General features: G+C 73.7%; 24 protein-coding genes. 17 read left to right on the top strand and 7 right to left on the bottom strand.

Annotated elements, in window-relative coordinates:
* Nucleotide 1: 1 nt before the first annotated feature.
* The 4 genes from fdxA to EV378_RS30875 all read right to left on the bottom strand — a co-directional run bounded on the left by fdxA (nucleotide 2) and on the right by EV378_RS30875 (nucleotide 3204).
* The gene (fdxA, locus tag EV378_RS30890; RefSeq protein ID WP_132430943.1) at nucleotides 2-346 is read right to left on the bottom strand and encodes a ferredoxin; all 345 of its coding nucleotides are present in this window, start codon (nucleotides 344-346) and stop codon (nucleotides 2-4) included.
* A 24-nt stretch (nucleotides 347-370) separates the two neighbouring features.
* On the bottom strand, nucleotides 371-1660 hold the full coding sequence (locus EV378_RS30885) for a Rieske 2Fe-2S domain-containing protein (protein ID WP_243653846.1): 1290 nt from the start codon (nucleotides 1658-1660) through the stop codon (nucleotides 371-373).
* Nucleotides 1661-1750: 90 nt separating this feature from the next.
* Complete coding sequence (locus EV378_RS30880) at nucleotides 1751-2479, bottom strand: 4-carboxy-4-hydroxy-2-oxoadipate aldolase/oxaloacetate decarboxylase (RefSeq protein ID WP_132430939.1); 729 nt, start codon at nucleotides 2477-2479, stop codon at nucleotides 1751-1753.
* The gene (locus tag EV378_RS30875) at nucleotides 2476-3204 is read right to left on the bottom strand and encodes a PIG-L deacetylase family protein (RefSeq protein WP_132430937.1); all 729 of its coding nucleotides are present in this window, start codon (nucleotides 3202-3204) and stop codon (nucleotides 2476-2478) included. The genes EV378_RS30880 and EV378_RS30875 overlap by 4 nt, the downstream gene beginning before the upstream one ends.
* A 149-nt stretch (nucleotides 3205-3353) precedes the next feature.
* Between EV378_RS30875 and EV378_RS30870 the strand changes: the two genes are divergently transcribed.
* From EV378_RS30870 to EV378_RS30855, 4 genes are read left to right on the top strand one after another with little or no spacing between them, the layout of a single operon-like run.
* Nucleotides 3354-4049 carry a GntR family transcriptional regulator gene (locus tag EV378_RS30870; RefSeq protein WP_132430935.1) on the top strand — a complete coding sequence of 232 codons (696 nt, stop codon included), beginning with the start codon at nucleotides 3354-3356 and terminating at the stop codon, nucleotides 4047-4049.
* 52 nt (nucleotides 4050-4101) lie between these two features.
* Nucleotides 4102-5232, top strand: coding sequence for a cobalamin-independent methionine synthase II family protein (locus tag EV378_RS30865; RefSeq protein WP_132430933.1), 1131 nt, complete (start codon nucleotides 4102-4104; stop codon nucleotides 5230-5232).
* A gap of 4 nt (nucleotides 5233-5236) precedes the next feature.
* Nucleotides 5237-5512: a muconolactone Delta-isomerase gene (locus tag EV378_RS30860; RefSeq protein WP_132430931.1), complete on the top strand. Its 276-nt coding sequence runs from the start codon at nucleotides 5237-5239 to the stop codon at nucleotides 5510-5512.
* A gap of 7 nt (nucleotides 5513-5519) precedes the next feature.
* Nucleotides 5520-6296: an alpha/beta fold hydrolase gene (locus tag EV378_RS30855; RefSeq protein WP_132430929.1), complete on the top strand. Its 777-nt coding sequence runs from the start codon at nucleotides 5520-5522 to the stop codon at nucleotides 6294-6296.
* Here the strand turns inward: EV378_RS30855 and EV378_RS30850 are convergent.
* Entirely contained in the window at nucleotides 6228-7400 is a 1173-nt protein-coding gene (locus EV378_RS30850) for an aromatic ring-hydroxylating oxygenase subunit alpha (protein ID WP_132430927.1), read from the bottom strand. The genes EV378_RS30855 and EV378_RS30850 overlap by 69 nt on opposite strands.
* A gap of 854 nt (nucleotides 7401-8254) precedes the next feature.
* On the opposite strand from EV378_RS30850, the gene EV378_RS30845 reads away from it, so the two are divergent.
* Nucleotides 8255-9013 carry an ABC transporter permease gene (locus tag EV378_RS30845; RefSeq protein WP_132430925.1) on the top strand — a complete coding sequence of 253 codons (759 nt, stop codon included), beginning with the start codon at nucleotides 8255-8257 and terminating at the stop codon, nucleotides 9011-9013.
* A 64-nt stretch (nucleotides 9014-9077) separates the two neighbouring features.
* Here EV378_RS30845 and EV378_RS30840 read toward each other — a convergent pair whose 3' ends face one another.
* Entirely contained in the window at nucleotides 9078-10031 is a 954-nt protein-coding gene (locus tag EV378_RS30840) for an alpha/beta hydrolase (RefSeq protein WP_132430923.1), read from the bottom strand.
* Between the two features lie 168 nt (nucleotides 10032-10199).
* On the opposite strand from EV378_RS30840, the gene EV378_RS30835 reads away from it, so the two are divergent.
* The 11 genes from EV378_RS30835 (at nucleotide 10200) to EV378_RS30785 (ending at nucleotide 21697) form a co-directional block, all read left to right on the top strand.
* Entirely contained in the window at nucleotides 10200-10394 is a 195-nt protein-coding gene (locus EV378_RS30835; protein WP_132430921.1) for a hypothetical protein, read from the top strand.
* 13 nt (nucleotides 10395-10407) lie between these two features.
* The gene (locus tag EV378_RS30830) at nucleotides 10408-11490 is read left to right on the top strand and encodes a winged helix DNA-binding domain-containing protein (protein WP_132430919.1); all 1083 of its coding nucleotides are present in this window, start codon (nucleotides 10408-10410) and stop codon (nucleotides 11488-11490) included.
* A gap of 94 nt (nucleotides 11491-11584) precedes the next feature.
* On the top strand, nucleotides 11585-12430 hold the full coding sequence (locus EV378_RS30825) for an LLM class flavin-dependent oxidoreductase (protein ID WP_132430917.1): 846 nt from the start codon (nucleotides 11585-11587) through the stop codon (nucleotides 12428-12430).
* On the top strand, nucleotides 12427-13686 hold the full coding sequence (locus EV378_RS30820; RefSeq protein ID WP_132430915.1) for a beta-ketoacyl-[acyl-carrier-protein] synthase family protein: 1260 nt from the start codon (nucleotides 12427-12429) through the stop codon (nucleotides 13684-13686). Before EV378_RS30825 ends, EV378_RS30820 begins: the two co-directional genes overlap by 4 nt.
* 5 nt (nucleotides 13687-13691) lie before the next feature.
* Nucleotides 13692-14957, top strand: a complete 1266-nt coding sequence (locus EV378_RS30815; protein ID WP_132430913.1) for a ketosynthase chain-length factor — start codon at nucleotides 13692-13694, stop codon at nucleotides 14955-14957.
* Nucleotides 14958-14967: 10 nt separating this feature from the next.
* Nucleotides 14968-15960: an MBL fold metallo-hydrolase gene (locus EV378_RS30810; protein WP_132430911.1), complete on the top strand. Its 993-nt coding sequence runs from the start codon at nucleotides 14968-14970 to the stop codon at nucleotides 15958-15960.
* Nucleotides 15961-15969: 9 nt separating this feature from the next.
* Nucleotides 15970-17127 carry an acyl-CoA dehydrogenase family protein gene (locus EV378_RS30805; RefSeq protein WP_132430909.1) on the top strand — a complete coding sequence of 386 codons (1158 nt, stop codon included), beginning with the start codon at nucleotides 15970-15972 and terminating at the stop codon, nucleotides 17125-17127.
* Between the two features lie 102 nt (nucleotides 17128-17229).
* On the top strand, nucleotides 17230-18708 hold the full coding sequence (locus EV378_RS30800; RefSeq protein WP_132430907.1) for an MFS transporter: 1479 nt from the start codon (nucleotides 17230-17232) through the stop codon (nucleotides 18706-18708).
* A gap of 121 nt (nucleotides 18709-18829) precedes the next feature.
* Nucleotides 18830-19357 (top strand): SRPBCC family protein, encoded by a 528-nt coding sequence (locus tag EV378_RS30795; RefSeq protein WP_132430905.1) that lies wholly within the window; start codon nucleotides 18830-18832, stop codon nucleotides 19355-19357.
* Complete coding sequence (locus EV378_RS30790) at nucleotides 19354-20535, top strand: cytochrome P450 (RefSeq protein WP_132430903.1); 1182 nt, start codon at nucleotides 19354-19356, stop codon at nucleotides 20533-20535. The genes EV378_RS30795 and EV378_RS30790 overlap by 4 nt, the downstream gene beginning before the upstream one ends.
* A gap of 34 nt (nucleotides 20536-20569) precedes the next feature.
* On the top strand, nucleotides 20570-21697 hold the full coding sequence (locus EV378_RS30785) for an acyl-CoA dehydrogenase family protein (protein ID WP_132430901.1): 1128 nt from the start codon (nucleotides 20570-20572) through the stop codon (nucleotides 21695-21697).
* 64 nt (nucleotides 21698-21761) lie between these two features.
* On the opposite strand, the gene EV378_RS30780 is transcribed toward EV378_RS30785, so the two are convergent.
* Complete coding sequence (locus tag EV378_RS30780; RefSeq protein WP_132430899.1) at nucleotides 21762-22778, bottom strand: ketoacyl-ACP synthase III family protein; 1017 nt, start codon at nucleotides 22776-22778, stop codon at nucleotides 21762-21764.
* A 199-nt stretch (nucleotides 22779-22977) separates the two neighbouring features.
* On the opposite strand from EV378_RS30780, the gene EV378_RS30775 reads away from it, so the two are divergent.
* Nucleotides 22978-23976 carry an acyltransferase domain-containing protein gene (locus EV378_RS30775; RefSeq protein ID WP_132430897.1) on the top strand — a complete coding sequence of 333 codons (999 nt, stop codon included), beginning with the start codon at nucleotides 22978-22980 and terminating at the stop codon, nucleotides 23974-23976.
* Nucleotides 23977-24014 lie beyond the last annotated feature (38 nt).

Raw genomic sequence — 24014 nt, 5'->3', positions numbered from 1 at the left:
CTCAGGTCTCCCTGGCCGGCAGCGCGGCGACCAGCGGCGTGTCCGCCGCGATCGCCCCGACGGCGGACGCACCGCCCGGGTCGCCGAGCGGGGCGTCCCGGCCGGGCAGCACCGTGTGGAAGAAGGCCGCGTTGTCCTCGACGTGCGGGACCTCCTCCGGCCCCGCGAAGGTCTCGAGCACGATGGCCTCGACCGGGCACTCCGGTTCGCACGCCCCGCACTCGATGCACTCGGCCGGGTTGATGTAGAGCTTGCGGTCGCCGACGTAGATGCAGTCGACCGGGCACACCTCGACGCAGCTGCGGTCCATCAGGTCCACGCACCCGCCGGCGATGACGTAGGTCATCTCCCGTCCCCTCGGCGCGGGCGCTCAGGCGCCCGCGACGGGTGTGCGCACCGAGGTCGTGTCGTACCGGTGCACCATCGGGTCGCGGTCGGTGCCGAGCTCGCGCCAGTCCTCGTCCGGCTCCAGGATCTTCTCCCCGGACCGGATCGAGAGGTAGTCGAGCTCGCCCGCCACGGCCGGTGCCGGCTCGCCAGCGGCCACCTTCTTGGCGGCGGCCATCAGCAGCCGCCGCATCCGGATGATCGCCTTGTCCGACGTGCCGAGCCGCTCCTGGGTGCGGTCGTAGATCGGCCCCATCGACTCGGTGACCATGAAGTCCTGGCTGACGAACTCGCGCACCCCGGAGAACGTGAGGTGGCGCTGCTCCTCGCGGTTGATGCCGTAGTCGTTCTCGGCCGTGTAGCGACGCGGGATGATGCCGTTGCGGTCCACCTCGGACGGTCCGAACTCGAACGGGGACAGCGCGAACAGGTTCTCGCCGCCGACCTCGGCGATGGACCCGAGGTCGCGGGTGGCCATCTGGTAGCGGACCGTGTTGTGGTCGTCGGCCGGCACGAACATCCCGTGCCCGGTTCCGAACGGGACCGTCGCGATCACCGTGTGGTACGGGTAGCAGTACGCGCTCATCCGCACGTGGGTGTTGCCGGCCGGGGTCTCACGGATCCCGACGTACTTGAAGCCGTACCAGGTGTCCTCGATCTCCAGGCGCGGCGCGCGGTCGTGACGCCAGAACTTCCAGGACATCGCGTTCGTCGGGTAGCCCGGCTTGTCGCTGCCGTCGTCCGGGATCTGGTCGACACCGTCCCACTGGTGCAGCCACGAGATGTGTGACGTGTCGAGGTTGCCCTCCATGGCCTGCACCCAGTTGCAGGGCGTGTGCACCTTCGTCGCGGAGACGAGCCCCTCGTCCAGGCTCTCGGTGCCGAAGTCGCGGAACGGCGGGCGGTGCTCCTCGGGGCCCATGTAGGTCCAGACGATCCCGCCGGACTCGTGGGTCGGGTAGGCCTTCAGGCGCACCTTGTCCTTGAACACGCTGGTCGGCGGCTCGCTGGGCATGTCGACGCACGCGCCGTCGGCGTCGAACTTCCAGCCGTGGTACGGGCAGCGCAGCCCGCACTCCTCGTTGCGTCCGAAGTAGAGCGACGCGCCGCGGTGCGGGCAGTTCTCGCCGACCAGGCCGACCCGGCCGGTGGTGTCCCGGAACGCGACGAGGTCCTCGCCGAGCAGCCGGACCCGCGCGGGGTCGCTGTCCGGCGCGGGCACCTCGCTGACGAGCAGCGCCGGCGTCCAGTAGCGACGGAGCAGGTCCCCCATCGGGGTTCCGGGACCCACGCGGCAGAGGAGTTCGTTGTCCTGTGCTGAGAGCATGTCGGCCTCTCTGGTGAGTGGTGGTGTGACGGCAGGTCAGCCGGGCAACGGCGCGCCGGCTGCGGGACCGGGCACCGGGCCGGGTTCGGGGTCGCGGTGGACGACGCCGAGGCGAGCCAGAAGGGGGCGCAGGTCGTAGAGGTCCAGGCCGAGCTCGCCCGCCGCGAAGCGGGCCCGCTTGGCCTCCTCGGACGCGAGGCGCTCCCGGCCGGCGGCGGCGACGGCGGGGGCGTCCGCGAGCGGTACGACGACGACCCCGTCGTCGTCGGCGACGACGACGTCCCCGGGATGCACCTGCGCACCGGCCACGACGATCGGGACGTTGACCGACCCGGCGGTGGCCTTGACCGTGCCCTGCGCGTGCACGGCGCGCGACCAGACCGGGAAACCCATGGCGCGCAACGCTGCGAGGTCCCGCACGCCGGCGCCCGTGACGAGCCCGCGCACGCCGTGGGCGCGCAGTGACCCGGCCAGGAGGTCGCCCACCATGCCGTCGGTCGACGGGCTGGTGGTGGCGACGACGAGCACGTCACCGTCACGGCACTGCTCGACGGCCGCGTGCACCATCAGGTTGTCCCCCGGGTGGGACAGCACGGTGACCGCGCGGCCGGCCACCGCTGCGCCGTCCTGGCGCGCCATGATCTCCGGGCCCAGCAGTCCCCGCCTGCCCTGCGCCTCGTGCACCGTGGCGACGCCCTGCGTCACCAGCTCGGCGACCATGTCCGGATCCGGGACCGGGCCGCTGCGCACCACGAGCCCGCTCACCACAGCCGCTCCCCGACCGTCGGGAAGACCTGCTGGAACGCCTCGGCGTGGGTGACCGACGACGGCGCCCCGTTGCGACGGGCCTGCACGCCGCGACGGACGGCCAGCTCCGCGTAGTAGTCCACGAGGTGACCCTGTGCGGAGTCCATCGCCTTCATCGCGGCACGCTTGCGCTCCATCACCGGCGTGATGTCGAGCAGGTTGTCCGGCACGAACCCGCACTGCTCGGGCTGGTGCGGTTCGAACGCCATCACCTGCGTGGCACCGAGCGGCGCGGTCGTGCGGTCCGGCAGCCCCTCGGCCTGGGCGACCATCCGGGCGCGCAGCACGAGCTCGTGGGTCAGGGCGTGGTCGAGGTTGTACGGGTCGGACGCGGAGTGCGTGAGCAGCAGCGTCGGCGCCAGCGCGCGGAACCGCGCGACGAGCCGGTCGAGCAGCTCGTCGGTGGCGCGCAGCGGGTAGTCCCCCGCGTCGAGGAACTCGATCGCCGCGCCCAGCTCGTCCGCCGCCGTCGTGGCGCCATCGGCCCGTGCGGCCTTGACCGACTCCAGCGTCGCGCCCTCGGCCCGCCACAGCGCCGCGGACTCGCCGCGCTCGCCGTAGCTCAGGCACACGACGGTGACCTCACCGCCGTCGTCCGCACACCGGGCGATCGCCCCGCCCGCCCGCCACACGAAGTCGGCGGCGTGGGCACTGACCACCACGAGCCGTGCCGTGCGTCCCATTCGTCATCCTCCGACCTCGTTGTCGCGCAAACCGACCGTAGCTACTGCTCACCATTCTGGCAACGATATTGTTAACAATCTTGGTTACAGCTACGCTCCCCTGGCGGGACGACCCGCGAGCACGGAACGAGAGGACGTCGAGGACACCGATGACCACCGGTACCCCGACCACCGGGTCGGCCCCCGATGACGGGTCCGCACGGGCCGTGACCGAGGTGGTGACGGCCGTCCGGGAGGGGATCATGCGCGGGAGCTACGCCCCCGGACAGCGGCTCCCGGAGAACGACCTCGTGACGCGCTACCGCGCCTCACGGGGCGCGGTACGTACGGCACTGGCCCAGCTGGAGAACGAGGGCATCGTGCAGCGCGAACGCAACCGGGGGGCCCGGGTGCGTCCGATCTCGCTGGACGAGGCCGTGGAGATCACCGAGACCCGCGCGGTGCTGGAAGGGCTGTGCGCGGCGAAGGCCGCACAGCGGGCCACCTCCGGGGACCGGGAGCGCCTCCGGGCGCTCGGCGCGGAGCTGCAGGACGCCGTCGAGCGGTCCGACGTGCTCGCCTACACCCGCATCAACCAGGACGTGCACCACGCCGTGCGGGAGGTGGCCGCGCACCACACCGCGGGCGTGATGCTCGACCGGCTGCGCACGCAGAGCGTGCGCTTCCACTACAGCGTCGCGCTCCTGCCCGGCCGCCCCGTGGTCGGGCTGGCGGAGCACCTCGAGGTCATCCGCACGGTCTGCTCGGGCGATCCCGATCTGGCCGAGCGCACCATGCGCGACCACCTGCTCAGCGTCGTCACCGCGCTCGAGCAGCTCGACGCGAACCTCTCCGACCAGTGGTGACCGGTGACGACGCAGTGGTGACACCCAGCCCGACCACGCCAGGAGGCAGGCCATGACCATCCTTACCACCCACGTCGGCAGCCTGCCCCGGCCGGCGGACCTGCTGGATCTGATCAACGCTCACGACCGGGGCGAGGAGGTCGACACCGGCGAGCTCGCCCGCGTCGTCGAGCGCTCCGTGCACGACGCCGTCGCGCTGCAGGCCGAGATCGGCATCGACGTCCCCAGCGACGGCGAGATGAGCAAGATCGGGTACGCGACGTACCTGCGGCACCGGATGAGCGGCTTCGAGCTCGGTGACGCCCCCCGCGCGACCCCGGCTGACCTGGACGCCTACCCGGACTACAAGGAGCGCCTGCACCGCTCCGGCGCGACGGTCACCTACCAGCGGCCGATCTGCCGCGGCCCGATCGCCTACACCGACACCCGTCCACTGGAGACGGACCTCGCGACACTCCGTGCCGCCGTCGAGGCGACCGGCGGGTCGCGCGCGTTCATGAACGCGCCCTCCCCCGGCATCGTCGCGCTGTTCCAGCCGAACGAGTACTACGGCGACGAGGACGCCTACCTCGACGCCGTCGCCGCCGCCCTCAAGACCGAGTACGACGCGATCGTCGCGGCCGGGTTCGACCTCCAGATCGACGCGCCCGACCTCGGCATGGGACGGCACAACAAGTACAAGGAGCTGACCGACGAGCAGTTCCTCGCCCGCGCGGAGGTGCTGGTCGAGGTGCTCAACCACGCGCTGCGCGACGTGCCGCGGGAGCGGGCGCGGATCCATCTGTGCTGGGGCAACTACGAGGGACCGCACACCTACGACATCGCCGTCGAGAAGGTCGCGGGCGTGGTGCTGCGCGCGAAGCCCGGCACGATCCTGTGCGAGGCGGCCAACCCGCGCCACGGACACGACTGGGCGGGATGGGCGGCCGAGAAGATCCCCGACGACACGGTGTTCTGCCCTGGCGTCATCGACACGACCACGAACTTCGTCGAACACCCCGGCCTGGTCGCCGAGCGGATCTCCCGGTTCACCGACATCGTGGGCCACGACCGCGTGATGGCGGGGACCGACTGCGGGTTCGGCACGTTCGCCGGCTGGGGCGGGGTCGTCCCCGAGCTCGCCGTGGAGAAGCTCCGCTCGCTGGTGGAGGGCGCGGCACTCGCGTCCACGAACGGCCGGTGACGGCGTGGAGTTCCTGGTCCGGGCGGAGAACCGGCTCCCCGCGGACACCGCAGACGACGTCCGCGCCCGCCTCAAGACCGGGGAACGCGCCCGCGCCGACGAGCTGCGTGCCGCGGGCGTCCTGAAGCGTCTGTGGCGGGTGCCCGGCCGCAACGCGACGATCGGCCTCTACGAGACGACCGACGCCACCACCCTGCACGACGCGCTGGCCTCGCTGCCGATGTTCCCGTGGATGGACATCACCGTGGAGGCCGTGGCCACCCACCCCCAGGAGCGGTGAGACGGCGATGGGGACGTTCGTGCTGCTGCACGGGGCCTGGCACGGAGGGTGGGTGTGGGGCCGCGTCGCGGCCCGGCTGCGCGCCGCGGGCCACCACGTGCTCGCCCCGACCCTGACCGGGGTCAGCGACCGCGCGCACCTCGTGCACCCGGGCGTCGGGCTCGGCACGCACGTCCACGACGTGCTCGCCCTGCTCGACGCCGAGGACCTGCACGACGTCGTCCTCGTCGGGCACAGCTACGCCGGCCAGGTCGTGACCGCCGTGGCCGACCAGCGCCCGCACCGCATCGCACGACGGGTGTACCTCGACGCGTTCGCCGGGCGGCACGGGGAGGCCGCGATCGACCTGCTCCCGGCCACGGTCGCCGAGCACTACCGGTCGTCGGTCGCGGGCCCGGGGCACGGATGGCTCATCCCGGTCCGCTCGCTGGAGGTGCTCGGCGTGACCGACCACGACGACCTGGCCTGGCTCGGCCCGCGACTGACACCGCACCCGTGGCTCACCTACACCGAGCCGCTGGATCTCACCGGCGCGCACGTCGACGTACCGGCCGAGTTCGTGGAGTGCACCGGCTGGATGCGTGCCTTCCGCCCGCACGCCGACCGGGCCCGCGCGGCCGGCTGGCCCGTGCACGAGATGCCGACGGGTCACGAGGCCATGGTCACCGCGCCGGGTGCGCTGGCCGAGCTACTGGCACGGACGGCCACACCCGGGTCACACCCGGTCGAACGTCGCCGCGTACCAGCACAGGAACGCCTCGACAGAGCCCTCGACCATCGGTGACAGCGGCCCGGGCCGGTAGCCGCGCGAGGCGATGCCGGCCCAGTTGTTCTCGCACAGCGCCCAGTCCTGCGCCGACGTCGCGCGCCAGACGGCCGTGAGCGCGTCGGTGTCGACGTCGCCGGCGTCGGCGCGGACCAGGTAGCAGACCTCGACGTCGGTGGTTCCGGCGTCCACCGGGGTCAGGCGGGTGGTCGTCGCGTAGTCGCAGTCCGCGTGCGCCCACAGGTTCGGCAGGCTCGTCATCCGCAGGCTGCCGGTGTCCGGGTCGGTGAGCGTGCCCATCAGCGGCGCCACCGGGCCGCCGTCGAGCGTCTCGGTCAGGTAGCCCTCCCGCAGCGGCATCCGGCTGACCCGGTACCAGGCGCCGCCCGGGAAGCTCACCTCCTCGCACGGCAGGCCCCGCCGCCGCCACCGCTCGCGGGCCGCCGCGACCGCCTGCTCGAAGCGGGGGTTCGCGCGCACCTCGCCGTGCGTGCCGGCGTCGAAGTTGGACAGCGTGAACTCCGGGTGGCTGCCGCGGCAGTGGTAGCACTCGCGGTTGTTCTCCACGATCGTCTTCCAGTTCGCGCGCACCCGGTAGCGGTCCCGCACGGCGATCCGGGCGCCGGCCAGCCCGTGCGGCTCCAGCGGGGGCCCGACGGCCGCGGCGAACCCGTCGAAGTCCGGCGGGGTGCCGGCCAGGCACACGAACACCAGCCCGGCCAGCTCGCGCACCGCGACCGGGGCGAGCCGGTAGGACGCGGACGGAAAGCCGTCCCCCATCAGCCGGGCCGACCGCAGCCGACCGTCCAGGCCGTAGACCCACTGGTGGTACGGGCACACGAACGCCCGGGAGCACCCCCGGTCGTCGGTGGTGAGCCGCGACCCGCGGTGCGCGCACACGTCGTGGTGGGCGTGCAGTGCACCGTCGTCACCGCGCACGACCAGCACCCGGTCCCGCCCGATGTCCACGGCGATCCAGCGGCCCGGCTCGTCGAGCTCGCAGGTGTGCCCGGCGAACAGCCAGCCGGTGGCGAACACCCGCTCGAGGTCGGCGTCGTACACGTCCGGGTCGGTGTAGGCGGCCTGTGGCAGGGACATCCCGGCCGTGCGGGCGGTGGTCACGGGCGCCCCGGACAGTGGGCGGGGCGGATGCTGCTGCGGTCCCGGCTCGCTCCGTGGGCGTGGCCGAGCTCGTGGCGCTCCGGGCCCAGGACGGCCCCGGGAGCCTTGCGGGACAACCGGTACAGGGCTGCGGAGCCGACGCCCCCGCAGCCGACGACGACATGTCGATGATCGCGATTCACGGTGGACCCTTCCGATCGGGACGGCTCCACCCTGGAGGCCGCGCACACCGTGCGGAACGGATCGGCGTTCCGGCCCTGCGATGCTCCGATAAGTCGATCCTGATGCTTCGGCGAGCTCCCACCACTCCCCGACCCGTCCGCGCGGGACGCGCACGGATCCGGCGAACGCCCGCGTCCGGGCGAGCGCGTCCACCGGCGACGTGCGCGTCCTCCCGCAACGATCGCGGCCGCCGACGTCGCGGGGCGTCGCCGGGCCCGCCCGAACGGCCCATCGCGACCACCGCACGCGATGTCACACCACACGATCGAGTGGGTCTGACGTCGCCTGGAGGTGGGCACTCCCCTGTCGTACGTCGTGGGCGGCGTCCGGGGCTTGCAGCACAGTTGCCCGGCAGGCTCACCCGATCCGGGTCATCCGCAGTACGGGTGGCCCGGATCCGTCATTGCGGGGTGGACGACGAGCTGGCCTCGGCCGCGCCGTGCGGGTCGGTGCCGCCGGGCCGCCTGCACGCCTGTTCCGAGGATCCGGCTGACCACCCGAGGGCCGGGGCGACGTCCCGGCGCCGCGGACCGGCTCACCCCCGGTGTCGCGGCGGGCCCGGCCGTCGTCGTGATAATCGTCGGGAGGGGCCTGCCGGTACGTCCGACGACGGGTGAAAGGGAGGTCCGGTCGTGGGCGGTTCGACGGTGGTCGTCGGCTGGGGGCTCGCGGCCGCGCTCCTGGCGCTGGTCGTCGTGGCCGCCGTGGCCGGGTTCGCGGGCCGGATCGGGACCGGCCGCGCCTCGGTCGTCGCGGCCCTGCGGGCGACGGTGCAGCTGGCAGTCGTGTCCTCGGTGATCCTGGCCGTCGTCCGGTACCTCTGGGCGACGGCGCTGTTCGTGCTGCTGATGTTCGCGATCGCGGCCTGGACGTCCGCGCGACGGATCACCAAGGACCGCAGCGGATCGACCGCGGCGCTCCCGATCGCCGCAGGCGTCGCACCGGTACTCGCCGTCGTGCTCGCGTCGGGATCCGTACCACTGACCGGGATCGCCCTGGTCCCGATAGCCGGCATCGTGATCGGAGGCGCGATGACGGCGACCTCACAAGCAGGCCGACGCGCCCTGGACCAGCTACACGGACGATGGGGCGAATACGAGGCGGCACTGTCACTCGGGATCACCGTGCGCGACTCGGCGATGCTGGTGATCCGCCCGTCCGCCGCCGACGCGCTCGTACCGCCACTGGACCAGACACGCACGGTCGGCCTGGTCACGCTACCGGGCGCGTTCGTCGGCGTGCTGATCGGCAGCGGCGACCCGGTGCAGGCCGGCGCCGCCCAGCTCCTCGTGCTGATCGGGCTGCTCGCGGCGGAATCCGTCGCCGTCCTGACCACGGTCGAGCTCGTCGCACGCGGCCGTCTACGCCGGGAGATCACACCCCGGACATGACCGGACCACAGGGGCCACCGCAGCCGGGACGGGTCGTCGGGTCATGGCGGGCGGACCGCAGTCCTCAGCGGCGCAGGACCCCGTCGAGCCAGGCGATCGTCGGTGCGAGCAACTCGCGGTCGAAGCGCGGGTCACCGTGCGTCGCGCCGTCGCGGACGTGCACGTCCGGGCGGTTCCCGGCCGCCCGCAGGGCGTCGACGAGCAGCGTCGACTGCGCGAGCGGGACGAGGCAGTCGGCCGTGCCGTGCGCGATCGAGAACGCCGGGAGCGACGCCGCCGTGCGCAGGTAGGTGATCGGGTTCGACTCCGCGGCCCGTCGCGGCACCGTGTCCACGTCGGCACCGAGGTATCCGGTCATGTGGCGGTCCGCCCGGGCGATCTGCGGTGTCCTGCAGTCGGATCCGCCGGCGCGGGACTGCCGCTCCCGTTGCGCGAAGTCGACCGGCCCGTACCAGTCGACGACCGCCTGCACGGCGTCCGACACGGCGCCGTTGCCGAGGGCCGGGTCGTCGAGGACGGTCGGCTGGTCGCCGGTCGTCCCGACGAGCGCGGCCAGGTTCGCCCCGGCCGACTCGCCCCACACGGCGAACCGGCCCGGGTCGAGCCCGTAGGTGGCCGCACCGGCCCGCAGATGACGGACCGCCGCCTTCGCGTCCTGCGCCGCGGCCGGGAACGTCGCCTCGCCGGACAGGCGGTAGTTCACGCTCGCGACCGCGAGTCCCGCGCGCAGCAGGGGCGCGACCTTCGGGCCGACGGCGCTCTTGTCGCCACCGGAGAACCCACCGCCGTGCAGGAAGATCACCAGCGGGTACGGCCGCCGGTCGTCTCCGGGCAGCCACAGATCCAGGACCTCCGACGGCGACGCCCGCGCGTAGGCGATGTCCGCGTGCGTGGGCGAGGTGACGGACACCGCGGCCGGCCCGGGCACCGGGTCCGTCGGGCCGGTCGAACACGACGCCAGCACCGTGATCAGCACGCTCACGACGAGCGCGACGGCGTGCGGCGGCGTCCCGGTCACGCCGATCGGGCGGTCTGCACGCCGATCTCCACCCCGCCATCGTAGGGAGGCGCGACGGTGCCCGGCCTGCCGTCCGGGAAGTGGAGACGCCCGGCCCTCGAGGTGGATTCCAGCGCGACCGTCGAGAGTTCGTGCCCTTCGCACATCCGACCTCGTCTGGAGGGCATCGTGAACGACCACGAGAGCAGCGGAGCAGCGACCACCGACTGGATACCCCGGCTGACCCGTCTCGCCGACGACGTCGACGTCGGGCTGCCACCGCGGGCGACATCGGACGCGATCCGCGCCATCGTCACCGACCTGGTCCAGGCACAGCACCGGGCCGCCGTACTGGCCAACGTGTGCGGCGGTACCCGGTTCTGACACGGTTCGCGCCGTGAGCGCACGCATCGACCTCCCTGAGCTCGCCCGGCACCGGCTGACCTCGACCGGGCTGCACGGCCCTGCCGGAACGGCGCAGTCGGTCGTCGGAGCCCTGACGGCCGTGCAGTGCCAGGACTTCGGTCCGGCGAAGTGGTCCGTCGGCCAGCGGGCAGGGGCAGGCGACGCGGAGGTCCAGTCCACATTCGACGCCGGCGGGCTGATCCGCACGCACGTGCTGCGGCCGACCTGGCATCTCGTCCTCCCGGACGATCTGCGATGGCTGCTCGAACTCACCGGGCCGCGGGTCGAGGTCAAGAACGCCTACTACGCCCGGCGCGAGGGGATCGACGACGAGCTCCGCCTCCGCACCCTGCGCGCCGTGTCCGCGGCACTGTCGGACGGCACGGCCCTGACCCGGGCCGAGCTGGCCGGGCAGCTCGCCGCCGACGGGATCGAGCTGGGCGGCGTCGCCGGTTCGCTGCTGCTGATGCACGCCGAGCAGCAGGCGCTCGTGTGCAGCGGGCCGATGCGCGGCAAGCAGCACACGTACATGCTCGTCGACGCCAGGGTCCCGCCCGCCGCCCCGCGGCAGCGCGACGAGATGCTCGCCGAGCTCGTGCACCGCTACCTGGCCGGCCACGGTCCGGCCACCGTGCACGACGTCGTCTGGTGGTCGAGCCTGACCGTCGCCGACGTACGCCGCGGGCTCGACGCGCTGGGCGATGTGGTCACGGCCGTCGACGCGGACGGGCTCCTCGCGGCGGCGGACGCACCTCCGCCCCGCCCGGGCCCGCGGGTCGTGCTCGTCCAGGCCTACGACGAGTACGTCGTCGGCTACGCCGACCCCCGGTACCGGGAGCACCCGGACAGCCCGGCCACCGCGAAGCACCAGGGCTCGCGCCACGTCGTCCTGCTCGACGGCCGTGCCGTCGGCCGCTGGCGACGCACCACCTCGGCACGCTCGGTCCGGATCGAGGTCACGCTCGACGTCGGGCTGCACCGCGACGAGGTCGACGAGCTGCACTCCGCAGCCGGGGACTACGCCCGGCACCTGGGACTCGACGCCGACGTCGCGGTCGCCCACGGCACGTCCTGACGTCTCCAGGCGGGCTCCACCGGATGTCGACGGCCCCCCTCCACCGTCGGTTGCGACAGGCAACGGACGCCGATGGCCAAGGGAGCCGAACACCGTGAAGACAGGCGTCGGACTACCGAACATGATCCCCGGGACCCCTGCGGGTGACCTGCTGACCTGGGCCCGCACGGCCGAGCGGCGGAACTTCTCCACGCTCTCGGTCGTCGACCGGCTGGTCTACGGCGGGCACGAGCCGGTCGTGGCGCTGACGGCCGCGGCCGCCGTCACCACCGGGATCCATCTCTCCACCCAGGTGTTGATCGCGCCGTACCGCAGCGCGACGGCGCCGCTGGCCGCGCAGCTCGCGTCGCTGCAGCAGCTCAGCGGGAACCGGCTCTCGGTCGGGGTCTCCTCCGGCGTGCGTCCGGACGACTACGAGGCAGCGGGTGCGAGCTACCACGACCGCGGCCGCCGCCTCGACAAGATGATCGAGGAGATGACCGGCATGTGGTCGGAGGGCCGCGTCTGCGCGCGCCCGGACGTGCTCCCCGAGCTCCTCGTCGGCGGTCGCAGCGAGGCCGCGCTGCGCCGGACCGCCCGGTACGCCGACGGCGTCGTCGTGACGAACCCGCCCGCCTCCTACCCGGAGCGCGCCGCGCAGGCCCAGGAGCTCTGGAGCGAGGCGGGCCGCCCCGGGGGTCCGCGGATGGTCGCCCAGCTCTACTACGCGCTCGGACCGGACGCCGACGAGGTCGCCTCCGGCTACCTGCACGACTACTTCGCGTTCGCGGGCCCGGCCGCGGAGTTCCTGGCCAAGGGCGCGCTGACCTCGCCGGACGCGATCCGGGAGGCACGTGACGCGTACGCGGCAGCGGGGTGCGACGAGCTCGTGCTGCTGCCCTGCTCGTCGGATCCCGACCAGCTCGAGCTGCTGGGCGACGTGCTGGAGCTCGGCCGATGAGCCGCCGCGCCGTGATCACCGGCATCGGGGTGCAGGCGCCCGGCGGCCCCGGCCGGGACGCGTTCTGGGAGCGCGTCCGGGACGGCCGCACCGCGACCCGCCGGATCCGCCAGTTCGACGCCACCGGGCACCGCTGCCAGGTCGCCGCGGAGTGCGACTTCGACCCGGTCGCGGCCGGGCTCGACCCCCAGGAGGCCCGCCGCAGCGACCGGGTCAGCCAGCTGGCCAAGGTCGCCGCCGCCGAGGCCGTCGTGGACAGCGGTCTGGAGATCGACGGCGAGCTCGCCGAGCGGACCGGCGTCTCGATGGGCAGCGCCGTCGGCGGCACCACGACGATGGAGCAGGAGTACGTGGTGCTGTCCAACGCGGGCAGGGACTGGGTCGTCGACCCGTCGTTCGCCGGCAGGCATCTCTACGACTACTTCCTGCCCAGCTCGATCGGCGCGGAGGTGGCGCTGACGACCGGCGCGCTCGGCCCGGTCGGCGTCGTGTCCACCGGCTGCACCTCCGGGATCGACTCGGTCGGCCACGCCGCCGACCTGATCCGCGACGGAGAGGCCGACGTCATGGTCACCGGCGGCAGCGACGCGCCCATCTCACCGATCACGGTGACGTGCTTCGACATCATCAAGGCGACGTCGGTACGCAACGACGACCCGGCCACCGCCTGCCGGCCGTTCGACGTGAGCCGCACCGGCCTGATCCTCGGTGAGGGCTCCGCGGTGCTCGTGCTCGAGGAGTACGAGCACGCCCGCGCCCGGGGCGCGCACGTCTACGCCGAGGTCGGCGGGCACGGCTCGCGCTGCAACGCGTTCCACATGACCGGGCTCAAGGCCGACGGGCGGGAGATGTCCGAGGCGATCGACGTGGCGCTGGGCGAGGCCCGGATCGCGCCGGACTCGGTCGACTACGTGAACGCGCACGGTTCCGGCACCAAGCAGAACGACAAGCACGAGACCGCCGCGGTCAAGCGGAGCCTCGGCGCCCACGCGACGACGACGCCGATGAGCGGCATCAAGGCCGTGGTGGGGCACTCGCTCGGCGCGATCGGCTCGATCGAGATCGCGGCCTGCGCGCTGGCGATGGAGCACGGCGTCGTCCCGCCGACAGCGAACCTGCACGACCCCGACCCCGACTGCGACCTGGACTACGTGCCCCTGGTCCCCCGGGAACGCCGGCTCGACGCCGTGCTCACCGTCGGGAGCGGGTTCGGCGGCTTCCAGAGCGCGATGGTCCTGACGAACCCGGAGAGGTGAGCGGCATGACGGTTCTCGAGAGCAGGCCGCAGGCCCACGCGGACGGGCAGTCGGCCACGACGACGCCGGTGACGGTCACCGGGATCGGCGTCGCCGCCCCGACCGGCGTCGGCACCGAGCGGTTCTGGCGGGCGACACTGGACGGGACGTCCGCGATCGGTCCGATCACGACGTTCGACACCGACGGGTACCCGGTGCGCCTGGCCGGCGAGATCGGCGACGTCGAGCACGCCGACCGGGTCGCCAAGCGGCTGATGCCGCAGACCGACCGGATCACCCGGATCGCGCTGATCGCCGCGGACCTGGCACTGGACGACGCGGGCGTCGACCCGGACGCGCTGTCCGACTACGCGATGGGCGTCGCGACCACGAGCGCCACCGGCGGTCTGGAGTTCGGGCAGCGCGAGCTGGAGAAGCTCTGGGGCAGCGGCTGGCAGAGCGTGAGCGCCTACATGTCGTTCGCCTGGTACTACGCCGTGCACACCGGCCAGATCTCGATCAAGAACGGGATGCGCGGCCCGGGCGGGGTGGTCGTCTCCGAGCAGGCGGGCGGGCTGGACATGCTCTCGTTCGCCCGTCGCCGGGTGCGCCGCGGCACGCCCGTCATGACGACCGGCGGGCTGGACAGCATGCTCTGCCCGTACGGCGTCGCGATCCAGGGCACCGACCCGGACGTCAGCGTCCGGACCGACCCGGCGCGGGCCTACCTGCCGTTCGAGGCCGACGCGTCCGGGTACGTGCCCGGCGAGGGCGGCGCGATCCTCGTCGTCGAGGACACCGGCGCGGCGCGAGCGCGCGGCGCGGGAGCCGGCTACGGGACGGTCGCCGGGTACGGCGCGGCGTTCGACCCGGCCCCGTCGACGTCCGGGGGCGCCGGCCTGGCCCGCGCCGCGCGGACCGCGTTGCGCGACGCCGGGATCGCCGCCGCGGACGTCGACGTCGTGTACGCCGACGCCGCGGGCAGCCCGGCCCTGGACGACGCCGAGGCCACGGCCCTGACGGCCCTGTTCGGCGAGCGGGGCGTCCCGGTGGCCGCACCGAAGGCGGCCTACGGGCGCCTGCTGTCCGGCGGGGCTCCGGTCGACGTCGTGTCCGCGCTGCTGACGCTGCGCGACGGCGTCGTCCCGCCGACGGTGAACGTGCGGCCGGACGCCGTCGACCCGCGGGTGGACCTGGTGACGGGCGGTCCCCGCCCGGTACCGGCGGCCACCGCGATGGTCCTGGCCCGCGGGCGCGGCGGGTTCGCCTCCGCCGTCGTCCTGACCCGGTGAGGAGGACGACATGAGCAGCGTGACCGACACGGCGACGGCGGGCACCACGACAGGGGCGACCGCACGGCGGCCGTTCGGGCCGGAGACCGGGACCCTCCAGGACGTCGCCGACGGCGTGCTCGCCTACGTCCAGCCGGACGGCGGGTGGTGCCTGAACAACGCGGGCGTCGTGCTCGACCCCTCCGGCGCCGGGCCGGTCCTGATCGACACGGCCGCGACGCAGGCCCGCGCCCGGCGCCTGCGGGCCGAGGTCGAGCGAGTGGCCGGGGCCCCACCGGCCGTCGTCGCGAACACGCACTTCCACGGCGACCACCACTTCGGGAACGCCGAGTTCCTGCCGGGGGCGACGATCGTGGGGCACGACCGGACGCGCGAGGAGATCCTGGCCGCCGGGCTCGACATGACAGGGCTCTGGCCGGACGTCGAGTGGGGCGAGATCACCCTCGCGCCGCCGACCGTCACGTTCTCCGAGCGGATGACGCTGCTGGCGCCGCGATCGTCGGAGCCGGGGCGGCCGGTCGAGCTGATCCACGTCGGCGCCGCGCACACGGCCAACGACGTCGTCGCCTGGCTGCCGGAGCAGCGTGTGCTGTTCGCGGGCGACGTCGTCCTGTCCGGGTGCACGCCGTTCTGCCTGATGGGCTCCGTCACCCGGTCGATCGCGACGCTGCGGCGGCTGCGGCGACTGGACCCGCACACGATCGTGCCCGGTCACGGTCCGGTCGGCGGACCCGAGCTGCTCGACGAGGCGGAGGCGTACCTGCGCTGGGTGATCCGGCTCGCGCTGCACGCCATGGCTGACGGCGTCCCTCCGCTGGAGGCCGCGCGGCGGGCCGACCTCGGCCCGTTTGCCGCCCTGCGCGACTCCGAACGGCTGGTCGCGAACCTGCACCGCGCGCTCGTCGACCTCGACGGCGCCGAGCCGGGCGCTCTGATCGACATCCGCGAGCCCTACACGGAGATGGTCGCGTTCCACGGCGGCCCTCCGGTGTGCCACGCCTGAGGAGGAACGATGACCGACGACCTGCTCGAACGGACGCGGAAGTTCGTCGACACCGAGGTGTTGCCGGAGACGGCGTGGCTCGACGCCCGCCCCGACGTGCCGACGCCGCTGACGTCGAGGTGGCACGAGGCCGGACTGTCCAACTGGTGGCTGCCGGAGCGCTACGGCGGGCCGGGGGCGTCGCTGTCCACCAGCGTGGACGTCGTCTCCGAGCTCTCCTACGGCGACGCCGGTTTCGCGTTCGGCTCGTTCCTGTCGATCCTCGGCACGACGCTGCTGCACCTCTACGGCGACCACGACCTGGCCGACGGGTACCTGACGCGGATGGCCGGCGGCGGAGGCTGCTGCGCCATCCTGATCAGCGAGCAGGAGGCGGGCAGCGAGCTCCACCGGACCGCGACGACGATCACCGCGGACGGCGACGCGCTCGTCCTGGACGGGGAGAAGTACTTCTCCACCAACACCGACGCCGCCGACTTCCTGATCGTCGCCGGACGCGCGGCGGACGACCCGTCCGGGTACTCGCTCGTGCTGGTGCCCCGCGACGCACCCGGCGTCGAGGTCACGAAACGCTGGGACATGATCGGGCTGCGCGGCTCCGGTACGTACGCCGCCACCTTGCGCGGCGTCCGGGTACCGGCCGTGAACCGGTTGTCCGGCAACGGTCTGCGGGACCTGGAGGCCGGGCTGAACGCCAGCCGGATCCTCATCGCCGCGACCGCGATCGGCACCGCGCGCCGGGTCCGGGACGTCTGCATGGCCTACGCCGCGACGAAGAAGGTCAAGGGGGCCCTGCTCGTCGACAACGACGTGTTCGCGGCGAAGCTCGGCCAGATGGAGGCGCAGATCGACGTGATGCGCAACCAGTGCCTGGCCGCGGCGGCCCAGTTCGACGGGCTGATGGCCGCGCCGAATGCCTCCGGCGCCCTCTACCGCGCGGGCGCCCTTCGCTCGGCGCTGGCCGCGAAGATGCACTGCGGCCAGGCCGGATGGCAGGTCGCCACCACGGGGTCGGAGATGTTCGGCGGCCTCGGGTTCACCCACGAGCACGTCATCGGCAAGCTCGTCCGTGACCTGCGTTACGTCGGGCTCGTCGAGGGCGGCGACGACGTGGTCCGCGACCTGCTGTTCGGCCGGTACGTCCTGCCCGCCGCGAAGCGGCTCTGAATCCCCGCCGGATTCCGGACCCAATGGGACCGGAGCTGTCCGCATGGGTTCCTACGGTTCCCGCAACCCGCAAGCGAACGACACCGAATCCTGGAGGACTCGATGAGTACCGACAGCGCCGAGACCCGGGGCACGAACGCCCCGTCGAGGCTCGGCCTCGTCCTGGCGGTCTGCTGTGCCGGCCAGTTCCTGGTCGTGCTGGACGCGTCCGTCGTGAACGTCGCCCTGCCGTCCATCAAGGAGGCGCTCGGTCTCGAGCCCTCCTCGCTGCAGTGGGTGATCAACGCCTACACGATCGTCTTCGCCGGGTTCCTGTTGCTCGGCGGGCGCTTGGCCGACCTGTTCGGACGCCGGCGCGTCCTGCTCGGCGGCATCGCCCTGTTCTCGGTGGCGAGCCTCGCCGGGGGCCTGGCCTTCGGGCCGACGTCGCTGCTGCTGGCCCGCGGGTTCCAGGGGCTCGGCGCCGCCGTGATGGCGCCCGCCACCCTGACCGTCATCTTCACGTCGTTCACCGACGCGAAGGAGCGCGCCCGCGCGTTCGGCATGTGGAGCGCCGTCGCCGCCGCGGGCGGAGCCGTCGGTGTCCTGATCGGCGGGGCGATCACCCAGTGGCTGTCGTGGCGCTGGATCCTGCTGGTGAACGTCCCGGTCGGCGCGCTCCTGTTCGGGCTCGCCCTGTACGCCGTGCGCGAGTCCCGTCGTGAGGACGCCAACCGCCGCATCGACACGCTGGGGTCGGTCGCGATCACCGGTGGCCTGATGGCCCTCGTCTACGGCGCCGTCCAGGCGTTGGAGAAGGGCTGGGGCTCCCCGGAGGTGCTCACCGTGCTCGGTGTCGGCGTCGTCCTGCTGGCGTTCTTCGTGGTGAACGAGGCGAAGCTCGCGTCCAACCCGCTCGTGCCGCTGTCCATCTTCCGGAACCGCTCGGTGACGGCGGGCAACATCGTCGCGTTCTCCTCGAGCGCCGCGCTCTGGGGCACGTTCTACCTGTTCACGCTGCTGCTCCAGCTGGTGCTGCGGTACGGGCCGATGGAGACCGGTCTGGCCTACCTGCCGCTGTCGCTCGGCATCTTCTTCGCCGCCCGCCAGATCGCGAAGCACGTGCCGTCGATCGGTGCGCGGCCGGTGCTGGTCACCGGGCTCGCGCTGTCCGCGGCCGGCCTGCTGTGGCTGGGCTTCACCGGGGCGGGTGCCTCGTTCTGGGCCGACCTGTTCGTCCCGACGCTGATCCTCGGGATCGGCCAGGGCCTGGTGTCGGCGTCGGTCACGGTCGCCTCGACGACCGGTGTCTCCTACGCCGAGGCCGGGCTGGTGTCCGGGCTGCTGAACACGAGCCGCCAGGTCGGCGGCGCCGTCGGGCTCGCCGTGCTGGCCGTGATCGCCCAGTCGCAGGCGGGCGGCTCGACCGACCCGGGCGTGCTGGCCGACGGGTACGGCCTCGCGTTCCTGGTGTCCGCCGCGTTCCCGGTCCTGGGGATCGTCGCAGCGCTGATGGTGCCCGCACCGGAGCGTCCGGCGGAGACGGCGGGTGCCTCGAAGGAGACGCCGCAGGCGGGGACGAAGCAGGAGGTCGACGCCTGACCGCTGCCCCCACCACCTGCAGGGCCGCCCGCGATCCCCTCTCGCGGGCGGCCCTGCTGCCGTTCGAACGGGTCGAGCCCGTCTCCATCGGCATTCCACCGGCGGACCGCACGCTCTGCCCATGTCCTCAGCGAACGACGTGCCACCGGTCTGGAAGTCGGCGGAGGTGGCCTGCGGACGCGCCGACGCGTTCGCGTTCCTCACCGGACACCCGACCGTGTGGTGGCCGGAGAACCACCGGCTGGGTCAGGGCAGGGAGGCCGTCGTCTTCGAGCCGTGTGTCGGCGGGCGCTGGTACGAGCGCTACCGCGACGGTTCCGAGCGCGACTGGGGCCGGGTCCTCGAGTGGGTGCCCGGCCACCGCCTCACGCTCTCCTGGCTGATCGACGGCCGCTTCGCACCCATCGACGACGACCGGCTCGCGAGCCGGATCCGGATCGTCCTGTCCGCTCTCGGTCCCGGACGGTCGCTGGCCAGCATCGGCCACGTCGACCTGGACCGCCACGGCGCCGACGCCATGGCCATCCGCTCGCACCTGGAGGGCCCCAGCCCCGGCGACACGCTCGCCGGGTTCGCCCGCGCCGTCGACGACGCCCGTACCTCCGACATCTCCGACATCTCCGACCTCTCGGGGAGGCACCCGACATGACCCGGTCCGAGTTCCCTTTCACCAGGACGTGCCCGTTCGCGCCGCCCGCCGAGTACGGCGAGCTGCGGGACGCACCGCGGCCGCAGCGGGTCCCGCTGCGCACCGGCGGGCAGGCGTGGCTGCTCACCCGCCACGACCAGGTCCGTGAGGCGCTCAAGGACGGCCGCCTGAGCAACGACCGCGGCGCGCCCGGCTTCCCGTCCCCGATCCCGATCCCGGACGAGTTCAAGGTCGGCGGGTCGCTGCTCGGGATGGACCCGCCGGAGCACGGCCCGGCCCGGCGCCTCGTCGCGGGCGAGTTCACGCACAAGCGGGTCCAGGCGATGCGCCCGACGGTCGAGCGCAACGTCGCCCGCGCGATCACCGACATGCTCGACGGCCCGGACCCGGCCGACCTGCACCAGGCGCTCGGCGTCCGGATCACGATGGACACGATCACCGAGCTGCTCGGCCTGGAGGACCTCGACCGCGGCTTCATGCACGCGCGGACGAAGGTGATGTTCGGCGGGCAGAGCACCGCCGAGGAGCGCAGGCGCGCCGTCACGGAGCTGAACGGCCACTTCGTCGACATCGCGAAGGCCAAGGCCGCCCACCCGGCCGACGACGTGATCAGCCGGCTCGTCGCGCGCTGGCCGGACCCGAAGGACTGGGACGAGATCGGCAACATGGTCCGGCTGCTGCTCAACGGCGGCCACGACAGCACGGCGAGCATGATCTCGCTGGGCACGCTGACGTTCCTGCAGCATCCCGACCAGCTCAAGCTCCTGGTCGACGACCCGTCGCTGGCGGTGTCCGCGGTCGAGGAGATGCTGCGGTTCCTCGGGGTCACGGACCTGACCACGGCCCGCGTCGCGACCGAGGACATGGAGATCGACGGCGCCACGATCCGTGCCGGCGAGGGCGTCTACCCGACGACGGCGTCGGCCAACCGGGACACCGCCGCCTTCGACCGGCCCGACGAGCTCGACATCACCCGCGGCACCCGCAACCACCTCGCGTTCGGCAACGGACGCCACCTGTGCCTCGGGATGGACCTGGCGCGGCTCGAGCTGCAGGTCACCTACACCGAGCTGTTCCGCAGGGTCCCGGAGCTGCAGCTCGCGGTGCCGTTCGAGGACCTCCGCTACCGGCAGGGCGGTCTCGTGTTCGGCGTCGAGTCGCTGCCGGTGACCTGGTGACCCCACCGAAACCCGAACCGGAAGGAGACCGGACGTGACCTCCACCATCCCGACCGCCGACCCGGACACGATCGCCGTCGGAGAGCTCGTCGACCTCGCCGCCTCCGGGGCGCGCGACGCCGACGAGGACGGTGACCTGCCCGCCGGCGCCGCCGAGGCGATCGCCGCCGCCGGCTTCGCCCGGCACTACGTCCCGGCCCGCTTCGGCGGGCACGAGGGCACCGTCGCGGAGATGACCCGCGCCGTCGCCGAGGTCGGTGAGGCGTGCACCTCGACGGCGTGGTGCGCGGCGATGTTCGGCTACGCGGCGCGGTTCGCGACGCACCTGCCCGAGCGGGCCCAGGCCGAGGCGTGGGCCGACGGCCCGGACGCGCTGTGGGTGTCCGGCCTGGTGCCGGCGGGCGCGGCCTCCGCCGTCGACGGCGGCTACCGGGTCGAGGGCCGGTGGACGTGGGTGAGCGGCGCGGAGCACGCGGACTGGGCGATCCTCGCCGGTCCGGTGCCCGGCCCGGACGCACCGGCACCGATGTTCATGGCCGTCCCGCGCAGCGACTTCCGGGTCGAGCGCACATGGGACGCGGTCGGGATGCGGGCCACCGGCAGCCACGCGCTCGTCGTCGACGGTGCGGTCGTGCCGGAGCACCGCACGGTGCCGCTGCCGTCCGTGCTCGGAGGGCGCAACGACGTCTCCGACGTCGCCCAGCACAACCTGCCGCTGCCCGCCGTGGGTGGGGTGACCTGCGCCCCGGCCGCACTCGGGGCCGCGCGCGCCGCGCTGACGGCCGCCGCTGCGATCGTGCGCGGCAAGCCGGGGGCGGCGGGCACCGGTGCCGGGACCGCGTCCGCGGACATGGCGATCGCCCGCGCCGCCGTCCGCGTGGACACCGCGCAGATGCTCGTCGAGCGGGCGGCGGACGTGCTCGACGCCGGCGAGGGCCGCTCGTCGCTGGGCGTGCGCAACGCCCGCGACTGCGCGCACGCGGCGGACCTGCTCACCGAGGCCGTCGGCGATCTGATGTCCTCGGCGGGCACCTCCGCGCAGCACCGCGGCAGCGCGCTGCAGCGCGCCTGGCGCGACGTGACGGTGGCGGCGTCGCACGCGGCGCTGCGGTTCGAGAAGCCGGCCGCCGCCTGGACGGCCGGCCTGATCGGGCGGGACTGATCGACCGTCCGCCACCCGCGACGAAGGCCCCGCCGGATTCGGCGGGGCCTTCGTCGTGGGTGTGTTACAGCATCTCGAGCACGGCGGTCGTCCAGGTGAAGCCACCGCCCGCGCCGACCAGCACGCAGTGGTCGCCGGAGGCGAGCAGGCCCTCCTCGCGCAGGTGCGCGAGACCGGCGATCTGGTCGCCGGCGCCCAGGTGGCCGAGGCCGAGGCCCCAGTCCTGCGTGGTGCGGGCCGGGTCGATGCCCAGCGGCTCCAGGAACTGGGCGGCCACCTTCGGCGCCCCCAGGTTCGGCAGCACGAACCGGCGGACGTCGTCGGCGTCGATCTTGGCGTCGTCGAGCGCGGTCCGGAACGACTCCTGCTGGCCGGCGACCATGCGCTCCAGCATCTCGGTCATCCCGATGCTGCGCAGCAGGTGCGGCCGGTGCACCCCGACGTCGATCGTCGGGCGGGCCTGCAACGGGGCGTCCGAGAACGGGTCCTCCCCGCGACCCATCACCTCCAGGCCGGGGTCGGACACGGTCACGAGCGCCACCAGCCGCGCGAAACCGTCCACGGTGGACAACACGAGCGCCGTGCCCGCGTCGCCGCAGATCGTGCCGGGGTCGGTGGCGAACCGGTCGAAGCCGGGTGGCGCGAAGCGGTCGCCGGTCGTGACCAGTGCGCTGTGCCGCCGTGCCGGCGCGGCCGTCAGGTACCCGGCGGCCAGCTCGACGGCGGCGAGCCCGCCGTTGGACAGCTGGCGAACCTCCATCGAGGGGCACGCGTTGCCGAGCGACTCGCGCTGCACGTACGACGCCGCGGACCAGAGGTCGTGCCCCTGGTGGTAGGTCGACGCGTGCAGGACCAGGTCCACGTCGGACGGGCCGGCACCGGCGCCGCCCAGTGCCCGGCGGGCGGCGCGCGCCGCCAGCTCGGGGCCGGACAGCTCGGCGGAGACGCAGACCGACCGCACGCCGGTCCGCCAGACCGTCGCCCTGCGGCACAGCCCGGCCTCCAGTGCGGCCTCCAGCGTCGTCGTCTCGGCCAGCTCGATGCCGGTACCGGACACGTACAGGGGCTCGTCGAACCTCATGGGACCTCCCGGGGTCGGCGGTCGGATCGTCGGCCGCCGGCACGGGATCCGTGCGTGGGCGGTCGGCCGGAGCCTCGCCGTCGCCGATCGCGTCCCGCTGGAGCGGCGGACGAGCCGGTGTCCTCCAGCGGGCCTCCGGTGCCGCTCCACACCCGGCCCGTGCACTGGGCCCCGACGAACGGCGAGGTGAGGAGTACGGATGTCGACGACCGAGACCACGCTGCCGGTGGTCCTCGCGTTCCCCGGCCAGGGCGCCCAGCACCCGCGCATGGCCGCAGGCCTCTACGGCCACGACGAGGTGTTCACCGGGGCCATGGACGCGGCGTTCGACGGGCTCGGGCCCGACGTCGGCCCCCGGGTCCGCGACGAGTGGCTGGCCGCGACGCCGTCGGCGGACTTCGCCGACGTGACGGTCGCCCAGCCGCTGCTCTACGCCGTGAACCACGCGCTCGGCCGGATGGTCCTGTCCTGGGGCGTCCGGCCGGTCGCCCTGTTCGGGCACAGCGTCGGCGAGATGGTCGCGGCGACGCTGGCCGGCGTCATCCCGGTCGAGGACGGCGTCGAGCTGATGCGCACCCGTCAGCACCAGTTCGCCAGTACCCCGGCGGGCGGCATGCTCGCGGTCGCCGCGTCCGTCGCCGACGTCGAGGACGTGCTCGAGGGCGACGTGCACCTGGCCGCGGTGAACGCGCCGCGCCAGCTCCTGCTCGCCGGCGAGAGCGGCCCGCTGGACCGCGCCGCCCGCACGCTGCGGGAGCGGGGCGTCACGTGCGTGCCCGCCGAGGCGCGGCAGGCGTTCCACAGCCCGGTCGTCGCGGGCGCGGTCGAACAGTCCCGCCCGGACTGGCGCCGCGCGAGCCTGCGGGCCCCGCAGACGCCCGTCTACTCGGCCTACACGGGCAGCCCGATCGGGCTCGACGAGGCGCTCGACCCGGACTTCTGGGCACGCCAGCCCGGCGAGACCGTCATGTTCGCCTCGATCCTCGACCAGGTGCTCGCCGACCACGACTGCCTGGTGGTCGAGGCGGGCCCCGGCCGCAGCCTGGCGACGCTCGCGATGCGGCACCCGGCCGTGCGCGCCGGCCGCAGCGAGGTGCTCGCCGTCCTGCCGGAGCGCCACCGCGGCGACGACGCGGACCGCTCCTGCGTCGAGGACGCCCGCCGCCGCCTGACCGGCCCGTCGACCCGCGCGGCCTGATCCGGCCGACACCCGCCACCCGCACCGACTCGACACCG

Source organism: Pseudonocardia endophytica, assembly GCF_004339565.1.
GTDB classification, from domain to species: domain Bacteria; phylum Actinomycetota; class Actinomycetes; order Mycobacteriales; family Pseudonocardiaceae; genus Pseudonocardia; species Pseudonocardia endophytica.
Note: the sequence above shows the minus strand (reverse complement) of the source record. Positions and strands in the feature narration are given on the sequence as shown.